The 18,558-nt window shown below is 39.8% G+C and carries 22 protein-coding genes; 1 reads left to right on the forward strand and 21 read right to left on the reverse strand.

All coding sequences use genetic code 11. The features are described 5' to 3' along the window. Window positions 1-3: 3 nt before the first annotated feature. From rplN to ALLST_RS0107770, 20 genes are all read right to left on the reverse strand, one after another. Window positions 4-372, reverse strand: coding sequence for a 50S ribosomal protein L14 (rplN, locus tag ALLST_RS0107675; RefSeq protein ID WP_019893569.1), 369 nt, complete (start codon window positions 370-372; stop codon window positions 4-6). A gap of 17 nt (window positions 373-389) precedes the next feature. Beyond that, window positions 390-650 carry a 30S ribosomal protein S17 gene (gene rpsQ / locus ALLST_RS0107680; RefSeq protein ID WP_019893570.1) on the reverse strand — a complete coding sequence of 87 codons (261 nt, stop codon included), beginning with the start codon at window positions 648-650 and terminating at the stop codon, window positions 390-392. A gap of 17 nt (window positions 651-667) precedes the next feature. Then, window positions 668-856, reverse strand: coding sequence for a 50S ribosomal protein L29 (gene rpmC, locus ALLST_RS0107685; protein WP_019893571.1), 189 nt, complete (start codon window positions 854-856; stop codon window positions 668-670). Window positions 857-858: 2 nt separating this feature from the next. After that, entirely contained in the window at window positions 859-1,275 is a 417-nt protein-coding gene (gene rplP, locus ALLST_RS0107690) for a 50S ribosomal protein L16 (protein ID WP_019893572.1), read from the reverse strand. Then, window positions 1,275-2,129 (reverse strand): 30S ribosomal protein S3, encoded by an 855-nt coding sequence (gene rpsC / locus ALLST_RS0107695; protein ID WP_019893573.1) that lies wholly within the window; start codon window positions 2,127-2,129, stop codon window positions 1,275-1,277. Before rpsC ends, rplP begins: the two co-directional genes overlap by 1 nt. 10 nt (window positions 2,130-2,139) lie before the next feature. Next, complete coding sequence (gene rplV, locus ALLST_RS0107700) at window positions 2,140-2,475, reverse strand: 50S ribosomal protein L22 (protein ID WP_019893574.1); 336 nt, start codon at window positions 2,473-2,475, stop codon at window positions 2,140-2,142. Between the two features lie 9 nt (window positions 2,476-2,484). Beyond that, complete coding sequence (rpsS, locus tag ALLST_RS0107705; protein WP_019893575.1) at window positions 2,485-2,763, reverse strand: 30S ribosomal protein S19; 279 nt, start codon at window positions 2,761-2,763, stop codon at window positions 2,485-2,487. Between the two features lie 18 nt (window positions 2,764-2,781). Beyond that, a complete protein-coding gene (rplB, locus tag ALLST_RS0107710) occupies window positions 2,782-3,615 on the reverse strand; it encodes a 50S ribosomal protein L2 (protein WP_019893576.1) in 834 nt (277 codons plus the stop codon). A gap of 63 nt (window positions 3,616-3,678) precedes the next feature. Continuing rightward, window positions 3,679-3,972, reverse strand: a complete 294-nt coding sequence (gene rplW / locus ALLST_RS0107715) for a 50S ribosomal protein L23 (protein WP_019893578.1) — start codon at window positions 3,970-3,972, stop codon at window positions 3,679-3,681. Further along, a complete protein-coding gene (rplD, locus tag ALLST_RS0107720; RefSeq protein ID WP_019893579.1) occupies window positions 3,972-4,604 on the reverse strand; it encodes a 50S ribosomal protein L4 in 633 nt (210 codons plus the stop codon). The genes rplW and rplD overlap by 1 nt, the downstream gene beginning before the upstream one ends. Then, complete coding sequence (gene rplC / locus ALLST_RS0107725) at window positions 4,604-5,299, reverse strand: 50S ribosomal protein L3 (protein ID WP_019893580.1); 696 nt, start codon at window positions 5,297-5,299, stop codon at window positions 4,604-4,606. The genes rplD and rplC overlap by 1 nt, the downstream gene beginning before the upstream one ends. Before the next feature lie 14 nt (window positions 5,300-5,313). Further along, window positions 5,314-5,625 carry a 30S ribosomal protein S10 gene (gene rpsJ, locus ALLST_RS0107730; RefSeq protein WP_019893581.1) on the reverse strand — a complete coding sequence of 104 codons (312 nt, stop codon included), beginning with the start codon at window positions 5,623-5,625 and terminating at the stop codon, window positions 5,314-5,316. A gap of 677 nt (window positions 5,626-6,302) precedes the next feature. Next, window positions 6,303-6,875, reverse strand: a complete 573-nt coding sequence (locus ALLST_RS0107735) for a hypothetical protein (protein ID WP_019893582.1) — start codon at window positions 6,873-6,875, stop codon at window positions 6,303-6,305. A gap of 50 nt (window positions 6,876-6,925) precedes the next feature. Then, on the reverse strand, window positions 6,926-8,245 hold the full coding sequence (locus ALLST_RS0107740; protein WP_019893583.1) for a M18 family aminopeptidase: 1,320 nt from the start codon (window positions 8,243-8,245) through the stop codon (window positions 6,926-6,928). A 189-nt stretch (window positions 8,246-8,434) separates the two neighbouring features. Continuing rightward, entirely contained in the window at window positions 8,435-9,889 is a 1,455-nt protein-coding gene (locus ALLST_RS0107745) for an APC family permease (protein WP_019893584.1), read from the reverse strand. A 578-nt stretch (window positions 9,890-10,467) separates the two neighbouring features. Beyond that, window positions 10,468-11,652 (reverse strand): elongation factor Tu, encoded by a 1,185-nt coding sequence (gene tuf, locus ALLST_RS0107750; RefSeq protein ID WP_019893585.1) that lies wholly within the window; start codon window positions 11,650-11,652, stop codon window positions 10,468-10,470. 223 nt (window positions 11,653-11,875) lie between these two features. Further along, window positions 11,876-13,948 carry an elongation factor G gene (gene fusA / locus ALLST_RS0107755; RefSeq protein ID WP_019893586.1) on the reverse strand — a complete coding sequence of 691 codons (2,073 nt, stop codon included), beginning with the start codon at window positions 13,946-13,948 and terminating at the stop codon, window positions 11,876-11,878. 114 nt (window positions 13,949-14,062) lie between these two features. Next, entirely contained in the window at window positions 14,063-14,533 is a 471-nt protein-coding gene (gene rpsG, locus ALLST_RS0107760) for a 30S ribosomal protein S7 (protein ID WP_019893587.1), read from the reverse strand. Between the two features lie 24 nt (window positions 14,534-14,557). Then, window positions 14,558-14,971: a 30S ribosomal protein S12 gene (gene rpsL / locus ALLST_RS0107765; protein ID WP_019893588.1), complete on the reverse strand. Its 414-nt coding sequence runs from the start codon at window positions 14,969-14,971 to the stop codon at window positions 14,558-14,560. Between the two features lie 490 nt (window positions 14,972-15,461). Beyond that, the gene (locus ALLST_RS0107770) at window positions 15,462-16,265 is read right to left on the reverse strand and encodes an ATP-binding cassette domain-containing protein (RefSeq protein ID WP_169336060.1); all 804 of its coding nucleotides are present in this window, start codon (window positions 16,263-16,265) and stop codon (window positions 15,462-15,464) included. A 529-nt stretch (window positions 16,266-16,794) separates the two neighbouring features. Here ALLST_RS0107770 and ALLST_RS0107775 point away from each other — a divergent pair. After that, on the forward strand, window positions 16,795-18,045 hold the full coding sequence (locus ALLST_RS0107775; RefSeq protein ID WP_019893591.1) for an IS110 family RNA-guided transposase: 1,251 nt from the start codon (window positions 16,795-16,797) through the stop codon (window positions 18,043-18,045). A gap of 140 nt (window positions 18,046-18,185) precedes the next feature. Here the strand turns inward: ALLST_RS0107775 and rplL are convergent, their stop codons facing one another. After that, on the reverse strand, window positions 18,186-18,557 hold the full coding sequence (rplL, locus tag ALLST_RS0107780) for a 50S ribosomal protein L7/L12 (RefSeq protein WP_019893592.1): 372 nt from the start codon (window positions 18,555-18,557) through the stop codon (window positions 18,186-18,188). Between the last annotated feature and the right edge of the window lies 1 nt (window position 18,558).

The following is an 18,558-nucleotide window of genomic DNA, read 5'->3' on the forward strand; positions in this document are numbered from 1 at the left end:
TCCTTACAGTACTTCTGGAGCCAAGGACACGATCTTCATGAAGTCTTTTTCACGAAGTTCACGTGCAACTGGACCAAAAATACGAGTTCCCCTTGGGGATTTGTCATCTTTAATAATTACAACTGCGTTGTCGTCAAATTTGATGTAAGTACCGTTGTCACGACGTACACCATATTTAGATCTGACGATTACAGCTTTAACTACATCGCCTTTTTTAACGGTTCCGCCAGGAGCTGCCTGTTTAACGGCACACACAACGACATCACCGATGTTGGCAAATCTGCGCTTACTTCCGCCAAGTGGACGGATAACCAAAACTTCTTTGGCACCCGTGTTGTCGGCCACGCGCAAACGGCTTTCATTTTGAATCATTTGCTTTTCCTCCCAGCTTATCCACGGGCTTTTTCAACGACGTTAACCAGACGGAAACGTTTGGTTTTGGAAAGTGGTCTTGTTTCCATAATTTCAACAAGATCGCCTTTTCCAGCAACGTTCATTTCATCGTGGGCTTTGAATTTTTTAGTATATTTAACGCGTTTACCGTACAGAGGATGTTTTTTCATCGTTTCTACGGCAACAGTGACAGTTTTGTCCATTTTGTCAGAAACGACTCTGCCACGGTAAACTTTTCTAGAATTTCTTTCTTCCATGTTCGAATCCTCCCTGACTATTTATTCATTTCGCCAAGAACAGTTTTAATTCTTGCGATGTCTTTTTTTACAACTCTAAGGCGTGCTGTATTTTCTAATTGACCAGTAGCTTGTTTGAATCGGAGATTGAACAGTTCATCTTTAAGAAGGTTCATTTCCTGCAACAGCTGTTCTTGTGTTTTAGTACGAAGTTCACTTGCTTTCATGACTATTCAGTTTCTCCTTTCCGAACGAAGCGTGTCTTCACTGGTAATTTGTGTCCAGCAAGACGTAAAGCTTCTTTTGCAACTTCTTCAGGTACACCAGCAACCTCGAACATTACGCGTCCAGGTTTAACTACTGCTACCCATCCTTCTGGAGCACCTTTACCGGAACCCATACGGACTTCAAGAGGTTTTTTAGTTCTAGCCAGGTGTGGGAAAATTCGGATCCAAACTTTACCACCACGTTTCATGTAACGAGTCATCGCAACACGAGCCGCTTCGATTTGACGGTTTGAAATATAGTTTCCGCTGTCAGCTACCAATCCGTATTCACCGAATTCTACGCTGCGTCCTGCTTTAGAACGACCTTCGTAGCTTAAACGATGAGGACGACGGTATTTTGTGCGCTTTGGCATTAACATTATTCGTTTCCTCCTTCGGCCTGAGCAGCTTCAGGTGCAGCTGGTCTAGCAGCACGTGCACCATCTCTGCGTGGCTGACGGTTATTTTTGCCGCCTTGACGACGGTCATTTCCTTGACGGCCATTTCTGCCGCGTGTAGGACGTTGTCTTCTTTGTTTTGGTGCTTCTGGTTCTTTAACCATTTCTCCAGGAAGAACTTCACCACGACAAATCCATACTTTTACACCGAGCTTACCGTATTGAGTGTCAGCTTCTTCAATAGCGTAATCGATATCGGAACGAAGTGTGTGAAGTGGTACAACACCTTCGGAATATCCTTCAGCACGAGCGATATCAGCTCCACCAAGACGTCCGGATACAGAAGTTTTGATACCTTTTGCACCAGAACGCATTGTGTTCTGAATAGCTTTTTTCTGAGTAGCACGGAAGGATTTACGGTTTTCAAGTTCGTTTGCAATCCAACGTGCAACTAATCTTGCATCAAGATTAGGGTTGGCGATTTCAACGACGTTGATCTGAATATTTTTAGCAGAAGTGATTTTTGCTAATTCTTTTTTCAGACCTTCGATGGATTTACCATCTTGGCCGATGACAACACCTGGGTGAGCAGTACGAATGATCGCTGTCAAACGATTCTGCGTTCTTTCAATCTCAACACGAGAAATCTGAGGATCTGCTTTTCTCTTATCTGCAGCTGCTAAAGAAAGTTTTTTGTAGTAGCTTTCAACACAGTTACGGATTTTCACATCTTCCATCAGAAATTTTGAGAAATCTTTATCGTCTGCATACCATCTGGACTGCCAGTCACGGATGACACCAGTACGCATTCCAATAGGACTAACTTTCTGACCCATGGTGATCCTCCTATTCCTTTTCAGCCACAACTACTGTGATGTGACTTGTACGTTTGTTAATTGGGCTTGCGCTTCCTTTAGCGCGAGGCATAAAGCGCTTCATTGTGGCGCCTTCGTTTGCATAGCATTCTTTGACGTAAAGTGCGTCTTCATTCATTTCGTGGTTGTTCACTGCGTTTGCTACTGCACTTTTAAGTACAGCACCAACCATTTCTCCACCTTTGTTAGGTAAGAATTTGCAAATAGCTGCAGCTTCTACAACATCTTTACCACGGATAAGATCCAGAACAAGTCTTGCTTTACGAGGCTGAATGCGAAGTGTTTTTGCAGTTGCTCTTGCTTCCATAGTAACCTCCTATTTTCTGCCTTTCTTGTCATCGGATGCATGTCCGGTATATTTACGAGTTGGAACGAACTCACCGAGTTTGTGTCCAACCATATCTTCTGTTACGTACACTGGTACGTGTTCTTTACCGTTGTAAACGGCAAATGTGTGTTCAACAAATTCAGGGAAGATTGTTGAACGGCGGCTCCAAGTTTTTACAACTTCTCTTTTGCTGGAAGCGTTCAAAGCCTGTACTTTTTTCATCAAGTGCTCATCAATAAATGGCCCTTTTTTCAAACTACGACTCATTTCAACGTTCTCCTTGTCCTATTTACCGTTTCTTCTGCGGACGATTAATTTATTAGAAGCTTTCTTCTTATCACGAGTCTTAACGCCAAGAGCTTTTTTGCCCCATGGAGTCATTGGAGACTTACGTCCGATAGGTGTGCGGCCTTCACCACCACCATGTGGGTGATCGTTAGGGTTCATAACAGAACCACGTACTGTTGGGCGGATACCTTTCCAACGAGTTCTACCTGCTTTACCTAAGTTAACCAGGCTGTGGTCTTCGTTACCAACTGTTCCGACTGTAGCACGGCAAGTTCCAAGAACTTTACGTACTTCACCAGAAGTTAAACGAAGAGTTACATATTTTTCTTCAATACCTAAAATCTGAGCAGATGCACCAGCAGCTCTTGCCATCTGGCCACCTTTACCAGGTTTTAATTCAACGTTGTGTACTGTTGTACCTTCAGGCATGTTGCGAAGTTCGCAAGCGTTACCTGTTTTGATATCAGCTTCCACACCGGAAATTACTTTAGTTCCTACTTCTAAGCCTTTTGGAGCTAAGATGTAGCGTTTTTCACCATCTGCATAAGTTAATAATGCGATGTTGCAAGTACGGTTTGGGTCGTACTCAATAGCTGTTACTTTTGCTGGGATATTATCTTTATTTCGTTTGAAATCGATAATACGGTAAGTTCTCTTATGACCACCGCCTTGATGACGTGTAGTGATGCGACCAGTGTTGTTACGTCCACCTTTAGAATTCAGTGGAGCAGTCAAGCTACGTTCTGGAGTTGTTTTTGTAATTTCTTCAAAAGTTAATCCAGACATGCCGCGGCGGCCAGGTGTAGTCGGTTTATACTTTTTAATAGGCATAAACTTTTTCTCCTCTCATTCGCGATATTTAGTCAGGAAATAGCGTCTTCTCCCTGATGGGAACTATTCTTCTTCCCCGAAAATGTCAATACTGTTGTTTTCTTTCAATGTAACGATTGCTTTTTTGAAACCGTGTTTTGTTGACATCCAACGTCCGAAACGTTTTGGTTTGTCTGCAGTATTTACGATGTTGACTTTTTCGACTTGAACGTCGAACAGGTTTTCAACAGCCTGTCTCACTTCGATTTTGTTCACTTTAGTAGGAACTTCGAATGTATATTTTCTCAGGCCATCCATTGCGGATACAGATTCTTCTGTGATCACCGGGCGGATGATAACGTCTCTGTAGTCTTTCATTATGCGAGGGCCTCCTCTACTTCTTTAACTGCTGTTTCTGTCATAACAACATGATTAGCATTTAACAGATCGTAAACGTTGATGGCTTTAGAATTCATCACCATTACATCTGGGATGTTACGAGCGGAAAGATAAATGTTATCTGTGCAAGCTTCATCCATACCAATAACAAACAGAGTTTTGCTTGGCGCGTTGATTGCATCAACGATTGCGTTAAATTCTTTTGTTTTTGGTGCTTCAAGTGCGATTTGGTCTAATAATCCAAATTCTTTTTCAAGAACTTTAGCGGAAAGAGCAGATTTAAGGGCAAGTCTGCGAACTTTCTTATTGATTCTATAAGCATAGTCTCTTGGAGTTGGACCAAATACGATTCCGCCGCCGCGATGTTGTGCAGCACGGATAGAACCTTGACGTGCACGACCAGTACCTTTTTGACGGTATGGTTTACGTCCCCCACCAGCAACCTGGGAGCGACCTTTTACAGCGTGAGTTCCTTGATGCTTACCTGCTTGTTGCATTTTAACTGCTTCATACAGAGCATCTTTATGTGGTTCGATACCGAAGATGTCGTCGTTCAGATCATATTGTCTGATGACTTCACCTTTTTGGTTTAATACGTCGATGAGTGCCATTATTCAGTGACCTCCTCTTTAGCAGTTCTGTCGATCAGAACAACTGGAGCCTTGTCACCTTTGCTTGTTTTAGCAGTGCGGATCATGACCATTCCTTTTTTAGGTCCTGGAACATTTCCTTTTACAAGAACGTAGTTGTTTTCTGTATCAACTTTGATAACGGTCAAGTTTGGAGCAGTAGTGCGTTTGTGACCTTCATGACCAGGCATGCATGTGCCTTTCATGATGCGTCCCTGACGGGAAGTAATACCGTTAGTGGCAAGAGAACCGATGTGACGGATGTTCTTAGATCCACCGTGGGATTTTGGGCCTTGGTGCGCATTGTTGCGGTAAATAGTACCCATGTAACCTTTACCTTTGGATGTGCCGATTACGTCAACTTGTTCTCCAGCAGCAAAGATATCTACGCCAACCGTGTCGCCTGCTTTAACGTCCAGGTCGCAGTTGCGTACTTCTTTGACAAAACGTTTTGGAGCGGTACCTGCTTTTTTAGCATGTCCGATCTCAGGTTTTGTCGAATTTTTTTCTTTTACATCTTCGAATCCGAGCTGTACAGCGTTGTATCCGTCAGTAGCTTCTGTTTTTACTTGCAGAACAACGTTTGGTTCGGCTTCGATTACAGTTACAGGAATTAGCAAGCCATCTTCTGTGAAGACCTGAGTCATCCCTAACTTTCTTCCTAACAAACCTTTCACGATGACTTCCTCCATTAAAGTTTGATTTCGATGTCTACGCCACTAGGCAATTCTAGTCTCTGTAATGCATCGATAGTTTCTTTATCCGGTGCAACAATTTCGATTAAACGTTTATGTGTGCGAATTTCGAATTGTTCACGGGAATCTTTGTACTTGTGTACAGCGCGAAGGATAGTCACAACCTGTTTTTCTGTTGGCAGAGGTACAGGTCCAACAACCTTTTTAGCGCCATGCTTCTGAGCTGCTTCGACGATTTTCTTTGCACTTTCGTCTAAGATGCGGTGCTCATACGCTTTCAAGCGGATTCTCATTGTGTTTTTTGCCATGGTTACTCCTTTCGTTTATTCTTGATAAACATGCTCCATGCGAATTACCTGGCCCATTCCATGACAACGCTATTCAGTGGGTCAGCAACCTCGCACTTCCTCGCAGTGCTTGAGTATTCTAGCATTATAGAACACTCGATGCAAGGTTATTTTTCTTATTTTTAAAAAGAATTTCTTCAAAAACACGAAATCTAAAGCCGAACTGGGCTCTGTCGTTTTTGAAATTTATTTCAAAACTTTGTAAGCGTTTCTTTCAAACTCTTTTGTCTTATTTCACAAAAGACGTCTTGAAAGTGGATTTGAGATGTTTCTTACGTCGTATCTCTTTGGTTTTAGTCGACATGCTATATGAATCTGGCCAATCTAGCGATCTTGCAATCTAAGTTGGTCAATTCACGCTCATTTCATGTTTGAGTGGGCTATTTCGATGTTTACCGCAGACCATTTTACCCAAATTTGTCATGTTTTCAATCTATTTTTTATATTTTTTTAAATCACACATTTTTTCCTTAATCATCCTTGTTTTGCCCATAAAAAATAGCCTGGAAATAATCCAGGCTTTCTTGACTTTGTAGCGCTATAATTCGCAAGTTCGCGATATTTCTATATTGAACAAATTATTAAGCTTTCCTGTCCCTAAAACAACTATATAGAGAAGGATAAGGACTGGTAGCTGATTAATGCAATACAATTTGGTTATTACTCAAAAATTCCTTTTGCATTTTCTCAAATCTTTTCTTTTGTAGAAAATAGACGATTAAGAATAAAAGCAATGAAAAATCAAACGCTTCAATCATCATCATCAGTAAAAACCATAAAACGAAGATCGCTCCATCCATTAAAAAGAAATCGAGCGTCTTTCCATAATAGCCGACCGTACGCATTTGGCTGCCAAGATTCAAGATGAAGATCGCTCCAGCAGCTACACCAATTAAGGCATCGATTGAGAAATTTACTAAGTAGTTCTCAGTCATCCATGCTTTGATGAACATACAGAACAAAGATCCTGTAATCATCATGATCATTCCGGACAAACGGAAATTCGTCATATCCGTCTGCGTTGTTTGACGAACGCTATCTAAAAAGGAAACTGATTTTTTTCTGGATAATAATTTATCTGGAATATTTTTATCTTCTAAACGAAGATCGGTCACCCAGTTGATCAAAAGATGTTTCATCCCGACGCTTTCGTTCATCTTGTCGATTTGACCAAAAGCACGGTTATAATCTGCATCCTCAACTAAAGGCATCGCCTTCTTTTGAAGAGTTCTCGTATTCCATTGGGGAGTAAAGAATTGCATTAGTCGAATGTCACCGTATCAGCACCATCGATGATGATATTTGTGTTATAGAATTCTTTTAATGCTTCATATAAGTAATATGGGTCTTTTGCGCCACCTGTTTCGAAAGAAGAGTGCATCGCAAGCTGAGCCAAGCCAGTATCTACTGCATGAACAGAAACTTGTGTATTGGATAAGTTACCCAATGTAGAGCCACCTACAATATCTGAACGGTTAGCAAAGCATTGGAATGGAACATTCGCTTTTTTGCAGATTGAAGCAAAGACAGCACGAGAGAAACCGTCTGTTGTATATTTTTGGTTTGCGGATTCTTTAATGATAGGTCCTTGGTTCATAAATACAGTGTTGGCTGGATCGTTTTTCTCTGGGTGGTTTGGATGTAATGCATGACCATTGTCAGCAGAAACCAAGAAAGAACCAGAAACAGCACGGTAATATTCTTCACTTGTTTTGCCTAAAGCAGCATTCACACGTTTTAAAGTGTCTTTTAAGAAAGTAGACATTGCACCTTGTTTTGTGTTGGATCCAACTTCTTCGTTGTCGAAGCAAACGTAAACGTCAACTTTCTTTGTATGATCTGCATCTAAGAATCCTTGTAATGTGGAATATGCACATTCGAGGTCATCTAATTTTGGAGAAGAAACGAATTCGTTTTCATAACCCCAAACAAGGCCGTTTTGACGGTTCACTAAGAATAAGTCTTTTCCACGAATTGCAGAAACTTCGACACCTAATTCTTTAGCGACCATTTCATCAAAGGAACCTTTTTTCATTTCTCCAGCTGAAAGCATTGGAGGAAGGTCAACGGCACGGTTGTAAGAATAACCATCATTAACTTGACGGTTAAAGTGGATGCAAACGTTAGGAATCATTAAGATGTCACGATCGATATACAATAAACGGTTTTCTAAACCTTTATCTGTTTCAACAAGAACACGTCCGGCAATAGTTAATGGGCGGTCAAACCAAGTTGAATCGATCATTCCACCGTATGCTTCTACATCTAAACGAACATAAGGTTCTGGTCCTTTATATTCTGGAATAGCTTTAATTTTATAAGTCGGAGAATCAGAGTGAGAAGCACTGATCTGAAAGTGGTAATCTGTGATTTCTTGTGGAACATAGAATGCACAGATGGAACTGTTGTTACGGATCACGTAGTATCCGTGGCCTGGTTCAATATTCCAAGCTTCTTTTTCTTTTAATAAAGTATAATTTTTCGCTTGTAGTTCTTTTTCAATTGTTGCTACTGAGTGAAACATACTTGGGCAGTTTTGAATAAACTGCGTCATATTTTGGCAAAAATCTAAATAAGACATAGAATTACCTCCGAATAAACTGTATCACATTCTCATTTATTGATCAGATGTGATGCAATGTTTTCATATTAATTTGTATTGATTATTTTCGAATAAAAAGCTGTTTTTCTAACGAACTTCATTGAACACTCAAAAAAAATACGCGTCAAAATTTTTCAACGCGTATTCATTCAAATCTAATTCGTAAAATTATTTACCAGCAGCATCTTGTGCTTTACGGATAGCAGGCATGATCAGACCTAAAGCAAGTAATGCGAAAGGCATGATGATGTTCAATACTGTACGTAAAACGTCGCCTTCTACATACACACCTAAGATACAGCATGCAGCAGTAACGAAGAAGCACCATACACCGGCAGAAACTGCGATTGCTTTGTTTTTAACGAAAACATATTCGCTATTGAATTTTCCAGGAACCGCACTGCGTAATAAGATGTAAGCCAAGAATACCCATAAGTAACGCATTGGCATACATACAGAGTTCAATTTGTTCAGCCAAGAAATAATGTCAGCTGCACCTTTACCTAATAATTGAACAGCAATGATAGAACCGGAAAGAACACCGATCATTAAGATACCGTTTGTGTAAGCACCGTATTTGTTTTGTTTGAGTAATCCTTTTGGAACGAACTGACGTGCAGATTCATCATCCAATAACATACGTAATGGTGCGTCAATAGAAAGTACCAGAGTGGAGAACTGTCCAATTGCGTTACATGCACCATAGACAACAGCTAAAGAATTACCTACATGATAATATTCGCCTAATCTTTGGAATGCAATGTATGCACCGTTAGCGATAAAGTGCTGTTGAGCTTCACCAACGATTTCTTCTGGTGGTACCATCATACCCATAGCGATTGTACCTAAAATAGCACAAACCATAACCATGATTGCTAAAGAGATCATTCCTTTAGGGAAGTCTTTACCTGGGTTATTTACCTTATTTACATAAGGAGAAATTTTTTCACATCCACCAACTGCGAAGACAAGAATTGATAATGATGTGAAGTATTGCACGTTAAATTGTGGGATTAAGTTTTCCCAGCTCCAATCGAGGGGTACAAAAGAAGCCGTTGGGTTAATTGCTGGAGCAGCAAGCATCATAACTACATAAAGTAAGGACATGACGAACATACTTGTTCCGGCAAGAGAAGTTAAAACTTTTAAAGGTTGCAAACCTCGAGATGCAACCCATAAGAAGAATACGAATACGCATCCTGTAGCAAGCTGTACTTGCCATGCTGGTAAAGAGTCATACCAATCGTTAACTAAGAAAGTCCAAGCTAACGCTTTAAGACCACCACTTCCTTTAGAAGCGATATATGGGATATGAACAACCCAATAAGTATATCCAGCGTAATAAGCTAATTTTGGATTTGAAGTTTCTAAAATCCAGCTGGTAACACCACCACCGGCATTTTTAAATGCCGATCCAAGTTCACCAACCATTAATGCATATGGTACGAAATACAGAGCAAACATCATGATCCATGAGAAGATTACCTGTAAACCGTTGAAATATGCAAAACCGTTTACGACGTTCCCAAAACCCCAAACTGTGGAGAAAGCCATAAACGAAAGGGTAGTCGCGCTAATCTTTTTTGCTTCAGCAGCTGCAGAGTTCCCTTTGTTTGAAGACATAATCAAACACTCCTTTCGTTGACCATTATCACATAATTTTTCTATTTTTTCTTGAGAAAAAGGCAATCCGTCTTTTAATACAATACGTTTGTCGTTTTTTTGTTTAATGTACAGGCCCTTTTGCGTGTTACATTTGTTTCACAACCGTTTACATTGAAAAACAAGCGATAGAAATGCTAAAAAATCACATGATTTAAAGTATATAAATTTCATCTATATATCTTCTTTACATTATGAAAATTGTTTTTCTTTACCTTTTACATACTATCCATTTCATTTTTCGTTAAATTTGAACATTCTATCTAGAAGAACATTTTTGTAAAGACAAATTTCCTTAGTACACAAAACGTGATGCTTTATATTGACAATATGAACTACGAACGATGCTTATATTTGGTCTCATGTATGCCATTTGCATAACGCACATATGGTTTACTCGTATTGTGCTTTAATTTTTGAACCAATTATTCTGTCTAATCCATCATCTCTAAAAAAAGTTTGAAAAATTCTTCAAACATCAAAAAAAGCTACTGGATATCCAGTAGCTTGATTTTTAGATAACAATATCAATCGTTCGATTATTCGAAGATTTCTGTAACGTTACCAGCACCTACAGTGTGTCCACCTTCACGGATGGAGAATGTAGTACCGTTTTCGATTGCGATTGGAGCAATCAGTTCAACGTTCATTTCGATGTTGTCACCTGGCATAACCATTTCAACACCTTCTGGTAATGTGATTACACCAGTTACGTCAGTTGTACGGAAGTAGAACTGAGGACGGTAGTTAGAAACGAATGGAGTGTGACGTCCACCTTCTTCTTTGCTCAGTACATAAACTGCAGCTTTGAATTTTGTGTGTGGGTGTACGGAACCTGGTTTAGCAAGAACTTGTCCACGTTGGATTTCGTCACGGGAAACACCACGGAGTAATGCACCGATGTTGTCACCAGCACGAGCTTCGTCTAACTGTTTGTGGAACATTTCAAGACCTGTTAATACAGATGTACGAGTTGGTTTGATACCAACGATTTCGATGTTGTCAGAAAGGTGAGCAGTACCACGTTCAACACGTCCAGTAGCTACTGTACCACGTCCAGAAATAGTCATAACGTCTTCGACAGCCATTAAGAATGGTTTATCTACGTCACGAACTGGGTCATCAATCCAGCTATCTACAGCATCCATTAATTCTTCAATTGCAGGAACCCATTTTGGATCGCCAGCGATTGCTTGAAGAGCGGAACCGCGGATAATTGGAGTGTTGTCTGCGTCGAAATCGTACTCACCAAGTAAGTCACGAACTTCCATTTCAACAAGGTCAATTAATTCTTCGTCATCAACCATGTCGCATTTGTTTAAGAATACTACCATTTTTGGTACACCTACCTGACGAGCAAGTAAGATGTGTTCACGTGTTTGAGGCATTGGACCGTCAGTAGCAGCAACAACAAGGATAGCACCATCCATCTGAGCTGCACCAGTGATCATGTTTTTGATGTAGTCAGCGTGCCCTGGGCAGTCAACGTGTGCATAGTGACGTTTGTCTGTCTGGTATTCAACGTGAGCAGTGTTGATGGTGATACCACGAGCTTTTTCTTCTGGTGCACCATCGATTTGATCGTAATCAGTTTTCTGAGCCATACCTTTACCGGAAAGTACAGTGGTAATAGCTGCAGTCAGAGTAGTTTTTCCGTGGTCAACGTGGCCGATTGTACCAATGTTGACATGGGTTTTACTTCTGTCAAATTTTTCCTTAGCCATTATATCCTCCTAGAGTTAATTTCAGACTGTGTCTATTTTATGATATTCGCATATCAAAATCAACTTACCGACGATACTTCTATCCAAAACAAGTTGTCGGTGCACTTGTTTTTTCGCGACTCCTAATCGCAATCTAATTCTAACATTCTAAATCGAAAATTGAATCAGATTCCATCTATGAAACGGAAATATTTCCGTTTCACAAATGGTGTATCTTCAAAGATTACTTACCGTTTTCAGCAATAATCTTTTCAGAGATATTTTTTGGTACTTCTGCATAGTGGTCGAATTTCATGGAGTAGTTACCACGTCCTTGTGTGAAGGAACGTAAGTCAGTAACATATCCGAACATTTCAGCAAGTGGTACGTGAGCACGAACGATTGTTGCGTTACCACGTTCTTCCTGATCTGTGATTTGACCACGACGGCTGGACGCGTCACCCATTACTGAACCAAGGTATTCAGATGGTGCAGTAACTTCAACTAACATGATTGGCTCAAGAAGAACTGGGTTACATTTTTTAGCAGCTTCACGTAAAGCCATAGAAGCAGCAATTTTATAAGCCTGTTCAGAAGAGTCGACATCATGGTAGCTTCCGTCGAAGAGAGTTGCTTTAACGTCGATCATTGGGTAACCAGCGATTACACCTTTTTCAAGAGCATCTTGGAGACCTTCGTTAGTTGGTTTGATGTATTCACGTGGAACGGAACCACCAACGATTGCATCAACGAATTCGTAACCTTTACCTTCTTCGTTTGGTTCGAATTTGATCCATACGTGACCGTATTGACCTTTACCACCAGACTGACGGATGTATTTACCTTCACATTCCGCAGCTTTGCGTAATGTTTCACGGTAAGCAACTTGAGGTTTACCAATCTTCGCATCAACGTTGAATTCACGGCGTAAACGTTCAACAAGAACGTCTAACTGAAGTTCACCAACACCAGCGATGATTGTTTGTCCAGTTTCTTTGTTTGTGTAAGTTTTGAAAGTTGGGTCTTCTTCAGCAAGTTTTGCAAGGGCAAGACCCATTTTGTCTTGGTCAGCTTTTGTTCTTGGTTCAAGAGACAGTTCGATAACTGGTTCAGGGAACTGCATTTTTTCAAGAATAATTGGGTGATCAAGATCACATAAAGTATCACCAGTTGTTGTATTTTTCAAACCTACAGCAGCAGCGATATCACCTGCGTATACGCATGGGATTTCGTTACGGTTGTTGGCGTGCATCTGCATGATACGACCAAAACGTTCTTTTGTATCTTTGGAAGAGTTCAATACATAGCTTCCAGAGTCAGCTACACCAGAGTAAACACGGAAGAATGTTAATTTACCTACGTATTTATCTGTCATAACTTTGAAGGCAAGAGCAGCAAATGGTTGATCATCTGCTGGGATACGTTCTGCGCTGTCACCGTTTGGTAATGTACCTGAGATTGCTGGTACATCCAATGGGCTTGGTAAGTAAGCAAGAACAGCATCCAACATTGGTTGAACACCTTTGTCTTTATAAGCGGAACCGCAAAGTACTGGGAAGAATTCACCTGTACATACTGCGATACGTAAAACACGTTTAATTTCTTCGATAGAAGGTTCTTCACCTTCAAGTACTTGCATCATGAATTCTTCGTCATAATCTGCTAAGTATTCGCAGAGTTGGAGACGATATTCTTCCATTTGATCAACTAAATCTGCAGGTACTGGTCCTTCTTCGATGATAACGCCTTTATCACCTTTGTTGTAGATAGCTTTACGTTCGATGATATCTACGACACCTTCGAATGTAGATTCAGCACCGATTGGTAACTGAATTGGGCAAGATTTTGCACCTAAACGATCCACGATTGTGTTGCAAGACATAATGAAGTCTGCACCAGTGGAGTCCATTTTGTTTACGAAAACGATACGTGGTACACCGTATTCAGTAGCTTGACGCCATACAGTTTCTGTCTGTGGTTCAACACCGGCTTTAGCATCCAGAACAGTAACAGCACCATCTAATACACGTAAGGAACGTTCAACTTCAACTGTGAAGTCAACGTGACCTGGAGTATCGATGATGTTAATTCTGTTGCCTTTCCAATGAACAGTAGTTGCTGCAGATGTGATTGTGATACCACGTTCTGCTTCTTGGTCCATCCAGTCCATTGTGGATGTACCATCGTGTGTTTCACCAATTTTGTGGTTAACACCTGTGTAGAACAGGATACGTTCAGTGGTTGTTGTTTTTCCGGCGTCGATGTGGGCCATGATACCAATATTACGAGTGTTTTCTAAAGAGTATTCTCTTGGCATGATTCGACATCCTTTCTGCCGCCTTTATTCAAATACAAGGCGATCCATAATTTATAGTATTGCAAGTTGTTGCGTATATTGACAAATCAAAGTGAAATTTGATTGAAATCAATCTTACCAACGGTAGTGAGCGAATGCTTTGTTTGCTTCAGCCATACGGTGAACGTTGTCACGTTGTTTAACAGAAGCACCAGTTCCGTTAGCAGCATCGATGATTTCAGCTGCAAGGCGCTGTTCCATTGTTTTTTCGTTACGTAATCTTGCGTAGTTTACTAACCAACGTAAACCAAGAGTTAGTCTTCTTTCGTCGCTAACTTCTACTGGTACTTGGTAGTTAGCACCACCGACACGTCTTACCTTCAATTCGAGTTGAGGCATGATGTTTTCGAGAGCTTGTTCGAAAACTTCCATTGGTTGTTTTCCAGTTTTTACTTCAACAATGTCAAATGCATTGTATAAAATTTTCTGTGCAGTCCCGCGTTTTCCATCAATCATGATTTTGTTGATTAAACGAGTGACGAGTTTGGAATTGTAAATTGGGTCAGGTAATACATCCCTTTTCGCAATATGTCCTTTTCTTGGCATGTTTTATTCTCCTTTCACGATTGACTATTTCTTAGGTTTTTTAGTTCCGTATAAAGAACGGCTTTGTTTACGATCTGTAACACCAGCGCAGTCTAAAGTACCGCGGATGATGTGGTAACGTACACCAGGAAGGTCTTTAACACGTCCACCACGAATCAGTACAACAGAGTGTTCCTGAAGGTTGTGTCCGATACCTGGAATATAAGCTGTTACTTCCATACCGTTGCTCAAACGTACACGAGCGTATTTACGAAGTGCAGAGTTTGGTTTTTTAGGTGTCATTGTCCCGACACGTGTGCAGACACCACGTTTTTGTGGGCTGGACAAAGTAGTTGGTCTGGACTTTAAAGAGTTGTAACCGCGGTTTAACGCAGGAGATTTTGACATGTTCTCGCTAGTTTCGCGGCCTTTACGAATCAACTGATTAATTGTAGGCATTGCTTCTCCTTATTTATCTTTTATGAGTCCTTATCGACATAGTTCATACAAACGAATCCGGGTGGGTCATAATCAACCCTTTAAAAAACGGGTGTTCCACCCATTTGCATGCTTGAATAGGTTATAAAAATACGAAAGATCTGTCAAGCTTGTTTCTCAATGAAATTGATGAAAACGTCATGTAAATCATTACATCGCCAATTTCTTCCAAATTAGGCGATATCTTTCGAGATTTCCGTTGTTACTCTAGCATGTTTTTTTCCCTTTTTACAACTTATATTGGCATCAATAGTGATTTTTGCTTTTTTAATTCTCTAGAGAACTCCTTAAATTGCTCTGTTGTCTTTTTTCCTGTCTATCGTCCAATTTTTTGTCCACTACGCTTTTATAATCAAATTATGACGTCGTGAGCTGTAATTATTTCAATCGATAGTTATTTTAAATTTCGTTAGTTTCTGCTCGCTTTTTACTCATCTTTAAAACGATTTCTCTATTGTGATATTTCTTGAAATTCAATTACTTTTGCTTGTAAAAGTTTTGCTTCCTCTTCATGATGCGTAGCAAAAACAAGAGCAAAGTTTCGTTCTTTTTGAAGTTTTAAAAGAGTTTGAATAATCTCTTGTCTTAACGCCGGATCTAGTGCAGGGAATGTTTCATCCAGTATTAAAATATCCGGCTCTTTCATCATTGCTCGTGCCAATGCCACTCTTTTTCTTTGTCCTGCTGATAAAGTTGACGTTAATTGATCCAAAAACGAAAGACACGAAAATTCCTGCGCCCAATGCATCACTTTTTCTTTTCGTTTTGCTCGATCGAATTTTAAAAAGTCTAATCCAAGTTCAACATTGCGGTATGCACTCAATTCCCGATATAAATCATCCGCATCAAAAACCATAGATACATTTTGCGTGGAACTCACATGACCTTGATCTGGTTCTACAAGACCGGCAACCATTTTTAAAATCGTTGTCTTTCCACTTCCACTTGGTCCCATTAGCGCAATTCGCTCATTGGCATAAATCTTTAAATTCAAATTCGAAAGAATCTGTTTTCCATCAAACGTTTTATCTACATTTTTGGCACAAAAGAGCAATCGTTCTTCTTGTGTTGAGTTAACTCCTTTTTGTGTGAATTGTTTTGTCTCGTTCATAGTTAGTATGGCAACATATCCCCAAGATAAATGCAAGTAGTTTTCTTGCAGCATTGTGCATAAACAATAATGATTCTCTCTTCTTTTTTTGACCATAAGTTCACAAACAATGATAAGCATTAAACCATGACAGATGAATCTCATTTTGATATACTTAAGGCACCTAGCAAGCATGCATTTTTCCTACAACTGAGATAAGGGAAACTGATTTTTACATGTCATTGTCGAAAACCTAGAAAGTGCATCTCTCTTTTAAGACAGTTGCGGTTGATCAAGGTATCCTAGATTTGTAATAAGTTGCCCACCTGCACAAACGTACAGGTAAAAATCTCGCTTGTTGGGGGCCGGATCTTGGTCCGGCTTTTTTTATTGCCTTTTTTGACTTTGTTTGGCAAAAGCGTAAAAAAAATAACCATACAGTCGGGCTCTACCACTCCTGATGTAACCGAGTGAATTTGATCACTCGGTCTTTTTTCTCTTGCTATACTGAAATTAGCGGAAGAGATCGTTGCTTTTTTGAGATTTGATCTCGCAAAAAAAAAATTGATAGAAGATCTTCTGTATGCACCACTGACTGTTTCGAAACAGAACGAATAATTCGCCCTGCTCGAGAACGTAGAAAAAAATATTAATTCGCAGAAGATCGGCCGCTTTTCTATTTTTGGAGGTAATTATGGAAAGACTATATGCGGTTTGTTGTGGTATCGATGTTCACAAAAAGATTTTGGTTGCTTGTTTGAGAACGAAACAATCTACTGAAATTCGTTCTTTTGGTGCATCAACTCAAGATCTTCTTGATCTTGTGGATTGGTTAACAGCCAATCAATGCGAAGCTGTAGCGATGGAAAGTACAGCTTCATATTGGAAGCCTGTTTTTAATATTCTTGAAGGCTGTGATTTAAACCCAATGGTTGTCAATGCTCAACACATGAAACAAGTTCCTGGACGAAAAACAGATGTAAAAGATGCTGAATGGATTTCTGATCTGTTAATGAATGGACTTCTTAAACCGAGTTTTATTCCAAATAGACGTCAAAGAGAACTTCGCGAACTATGTAGATACAGAAAATCATTGATCGTTGATTTAGGTGCTGAAAAGAATCGACTTCAGAAAATGTTAGAAGGAGCGAATATCAAACTATCTGGGACAATATCCGATATTAATGGTAAGAGTGGAAAAGCTCTTCTTGACTATATTGTTTCTGGCGAAATTTTTGACGACGAAGCTTATGAACGACTTCTTGCAGAAAAGTTGATTTCCAAACGATTAAAAGCACCTAAAAAACAATTGATCAAAGATATGCAAGGTTGTATCAGCCCAATTCAGGCAAAGATGATCAAAGTGATTCGAACTCATATTTCAGAACTTGAAGCGCACATCAAAGAACTGAATGACGACATTTCAAATCATCTAAACGAAGAAGAAGAAAACGCAGTTGAATTAATCAAAGACATCCCTGGTATTTCAGATACGAGTGCACAAACGATCGTTTCAATCATTGGAACAGATATGTCGCGCTTTCCAACAAGCGGAGCTTTGTGTTCATGGGGTGGACTATGTCCTGGAAATCATGAAAGCGCTGGGAAACGAAAGAATGGAAGAACAAACAAGGGAAATAAACTCTTAAGAAGTACTTTAGTTGTCTGTGCTCACTCAGCTGTGTTGAAAAAAGATTCTTACTTTGGAGAAATGTATAAACGGATTGCCTCACATAGAGGAAGGAAAAGAGCTATTGTTGCAGTTGCACACGCAATATTACAAATCATTTGGCAACTACTCAAAAAGAATGAGAGATATGAAGATTTAGGCTCAGATTACTTTGAAAAGAAAAATCACAAAAATAAGTTAGTATCAACTTTAAAGAAGCTTGAAAATTTTGGAATAACTCTCATGCCAGAACAACTGGCACAAGTAGCCTTCTAGAATTTTACTATTTTATTTTTTCAAAAACATCAGGGATTTTGTGCGCTTTTTTCTAAAACGTTCGATTTGGTTACAGAAAAAAAGCATGAGTGAAATCACTCATGCTTTCATATACATTGTTAAATAATTTTAAACTAAAACTACTTAATTGTAACAGTTGCACCAGCAGCCATAAGTTTTTCTTTGATTTGTTCAGCTTCTTCTGGAGCAATGTTTTCTTTGATGACAGCAGGAACACCGTCAACCATTTTCTTAGCATCAACAAGGCCAAGACCAGTGATTTCACGTACAGCTTTGATAACTGCAACTTTAGTTCCACCAACGTCAGTTAATGTAACTGTTACTTCGCTTGGTCCTTCGTCAGCAGCTGGAGCACCAGCAGCAGGTCCAGCAACAGCAGCAGCTGCTACTACACCGAATTTATCTTCGATTGCTTTTACAAGATCGTTCAGTTCAAGGATTGTTGCCTCTTCGAGGTAGGCAAGGATTTCTTCTTGAGTTAATTTAGCCATT

Origin of the sequence: Allobaculum stercoricanis DSM 13633 (assembly GCF_000384195.1) — a bacterium.
Classification (GTDB): domain Bacteria; phylum Bacillota_I; class Bacilli_A; order Erysipelotrichales; family Erysipelotrichaceae; genus Allobaculum; species Allobaculum stercoricanis.

Excerpts from the sequence above, each read along its gene's own strand:
- rpsJ (WP_019893581.1), bottom strand. The coding sequence starts at position 5,625 with ATGGCAAAAAACACAATGAGAATCCGCTTGAAAGCGTATGAGCACCGC.
- rpmC (WP_019893571.1), bottom strand. The coding sequence starts at position 856 with ATGAAAGCAAGTGAACTTCGTACTAAAACACAAGAACAGCTGTTGCAG.
- rplW (WP_019893578.1), bottom strand. The coding sequence starts at position 3,972 with ATGAAAGACTACAGAGACGTTATCATCCGCCCGGTGATCACAGAAGAA.
- ALLST_RS0107740 (WP_019893583.1), bottom strand. The coding sequence starts at position 8,245 with ATGTCTTATTTAGATTTTTGCCAAAATATGACGCAGTTTATTCAAAAC.
- tuf (WP_019893585.1), bottom strand. The coding sequence starts at position 11,652 with ATGGCTAAGGAAAAATTTGACAGAAGTAAAACCCATGTCAACATTGGT.
- rpsC (WP_019893573.1), bottom strand. The coding sequence starts at position 2,129 with ATGGGTCAGAAAGTTAGTCCTATTGGAATGCGTACTGGTGTCATCCGT.
- ALLST_RS0107745 (WP_019893584.1), bottom strand. The coding sequence starts at position 9,889 with ATGTCTTCAAACAAAGGGAACTCTGCAGCTGCTGAAGCAAAAAAGATT.
- ALLST_RS0107775 (WP_019893591.1), top strand. The coding sequence starts at position 16,795 with ATGGAAAGACTATATGCGGTTTGTTGTGGTATCGATGTTCACAAAAAG.
- ALLST_RS0107770 (WP_169336060.1), bottom strand. The coding sequence starts at position 16,265 with ATGAGATTCATCTGTCATGGTTTAATGCTTATCATTGTTTGTGAACTT.
- rplD (WP_019893579.1), bottom strand. The coding sequence starts at position 4,604 with ATGGCACTCATCGACGTATTAAACCAAAAAGGTGAAGTCATCAGACAA.
- rpsQ (WP_019893570.1), bottom strand. The coding sequence starts at position 650 with ATGGAAGAAAGAAATTCTAGAAAAGTTTACCGTGGCAGAGTCGTTTCT.
- fusA (WP_019893586.1), bottom strand. The coding sequence starts at position 13,948 with ATGCCAAGAGAATACTCTTTAGAAAACACTCGTAATATTGGTATCATG.
- rplB (WP_019893576.1), bottom strand. The coding sequence starts at position 3,615 with ATGCCTATTAAAAAGTATAAACCGACTACACCTGGCCGCCGCGGCATG.
- rpsL (WP_019893588.1), bottom strand. The coding sequence starts at position 14,971 with ATGCCTACAATTAATCAGTTGATTCGTAAAGGCCGCGAAACTAGCGAG.
- rplL (WP_019893592.1), bottom strand. The coding sequence starts at position 18,557 with ATGGCTAAATTAACTCAAGAAGAAATCCTTGCCTACCTCGAAGAGGCA.
- ALLST_RS0107735 (WP_019893582.1), bottom strand. The coding sequence starts at position 6,875 with ATGCCTTTAGTTGAGGATGCAGATTATAACCGTGCTTTTGGTCAAATC.
- rplN (WP_019893569.1), bottom strand. The coding sequence starts at position 372 with ATGATTCAAAATGAAAGCCGTTTGCGCGTGGCCGACAACACGGGTGCC.
- rplP (WP_019893572.1), bottom strand. The coding sequence starts at position 1,275 with ATGTTAATGCCAAAGCGCACAAAATACCGTCGTCCTCATCGTTTAAGC.
- rplV (WP_019893574.1), bottom strand. The coding sequence starts at position 2,475 with ATGGAAGCAAGAGCAACTGCAAAAACACTTCGCATTCAGCCTCGTAAA.
- rpsG (WP_019893587.1), bottom strand. The coding sequence starts at position 14,533 with ATGCCAAGAAAAGGACATATTGCGAAAAGGGATGTATTACCTGACCCA.
- rpsS (WP_019893575.1), bottom strand. The coding sequence starts at position 2,763 with ATGAGTCGTAGTTTGAAAAAAGGGCCATTTATTGATGAGCACTTGATG.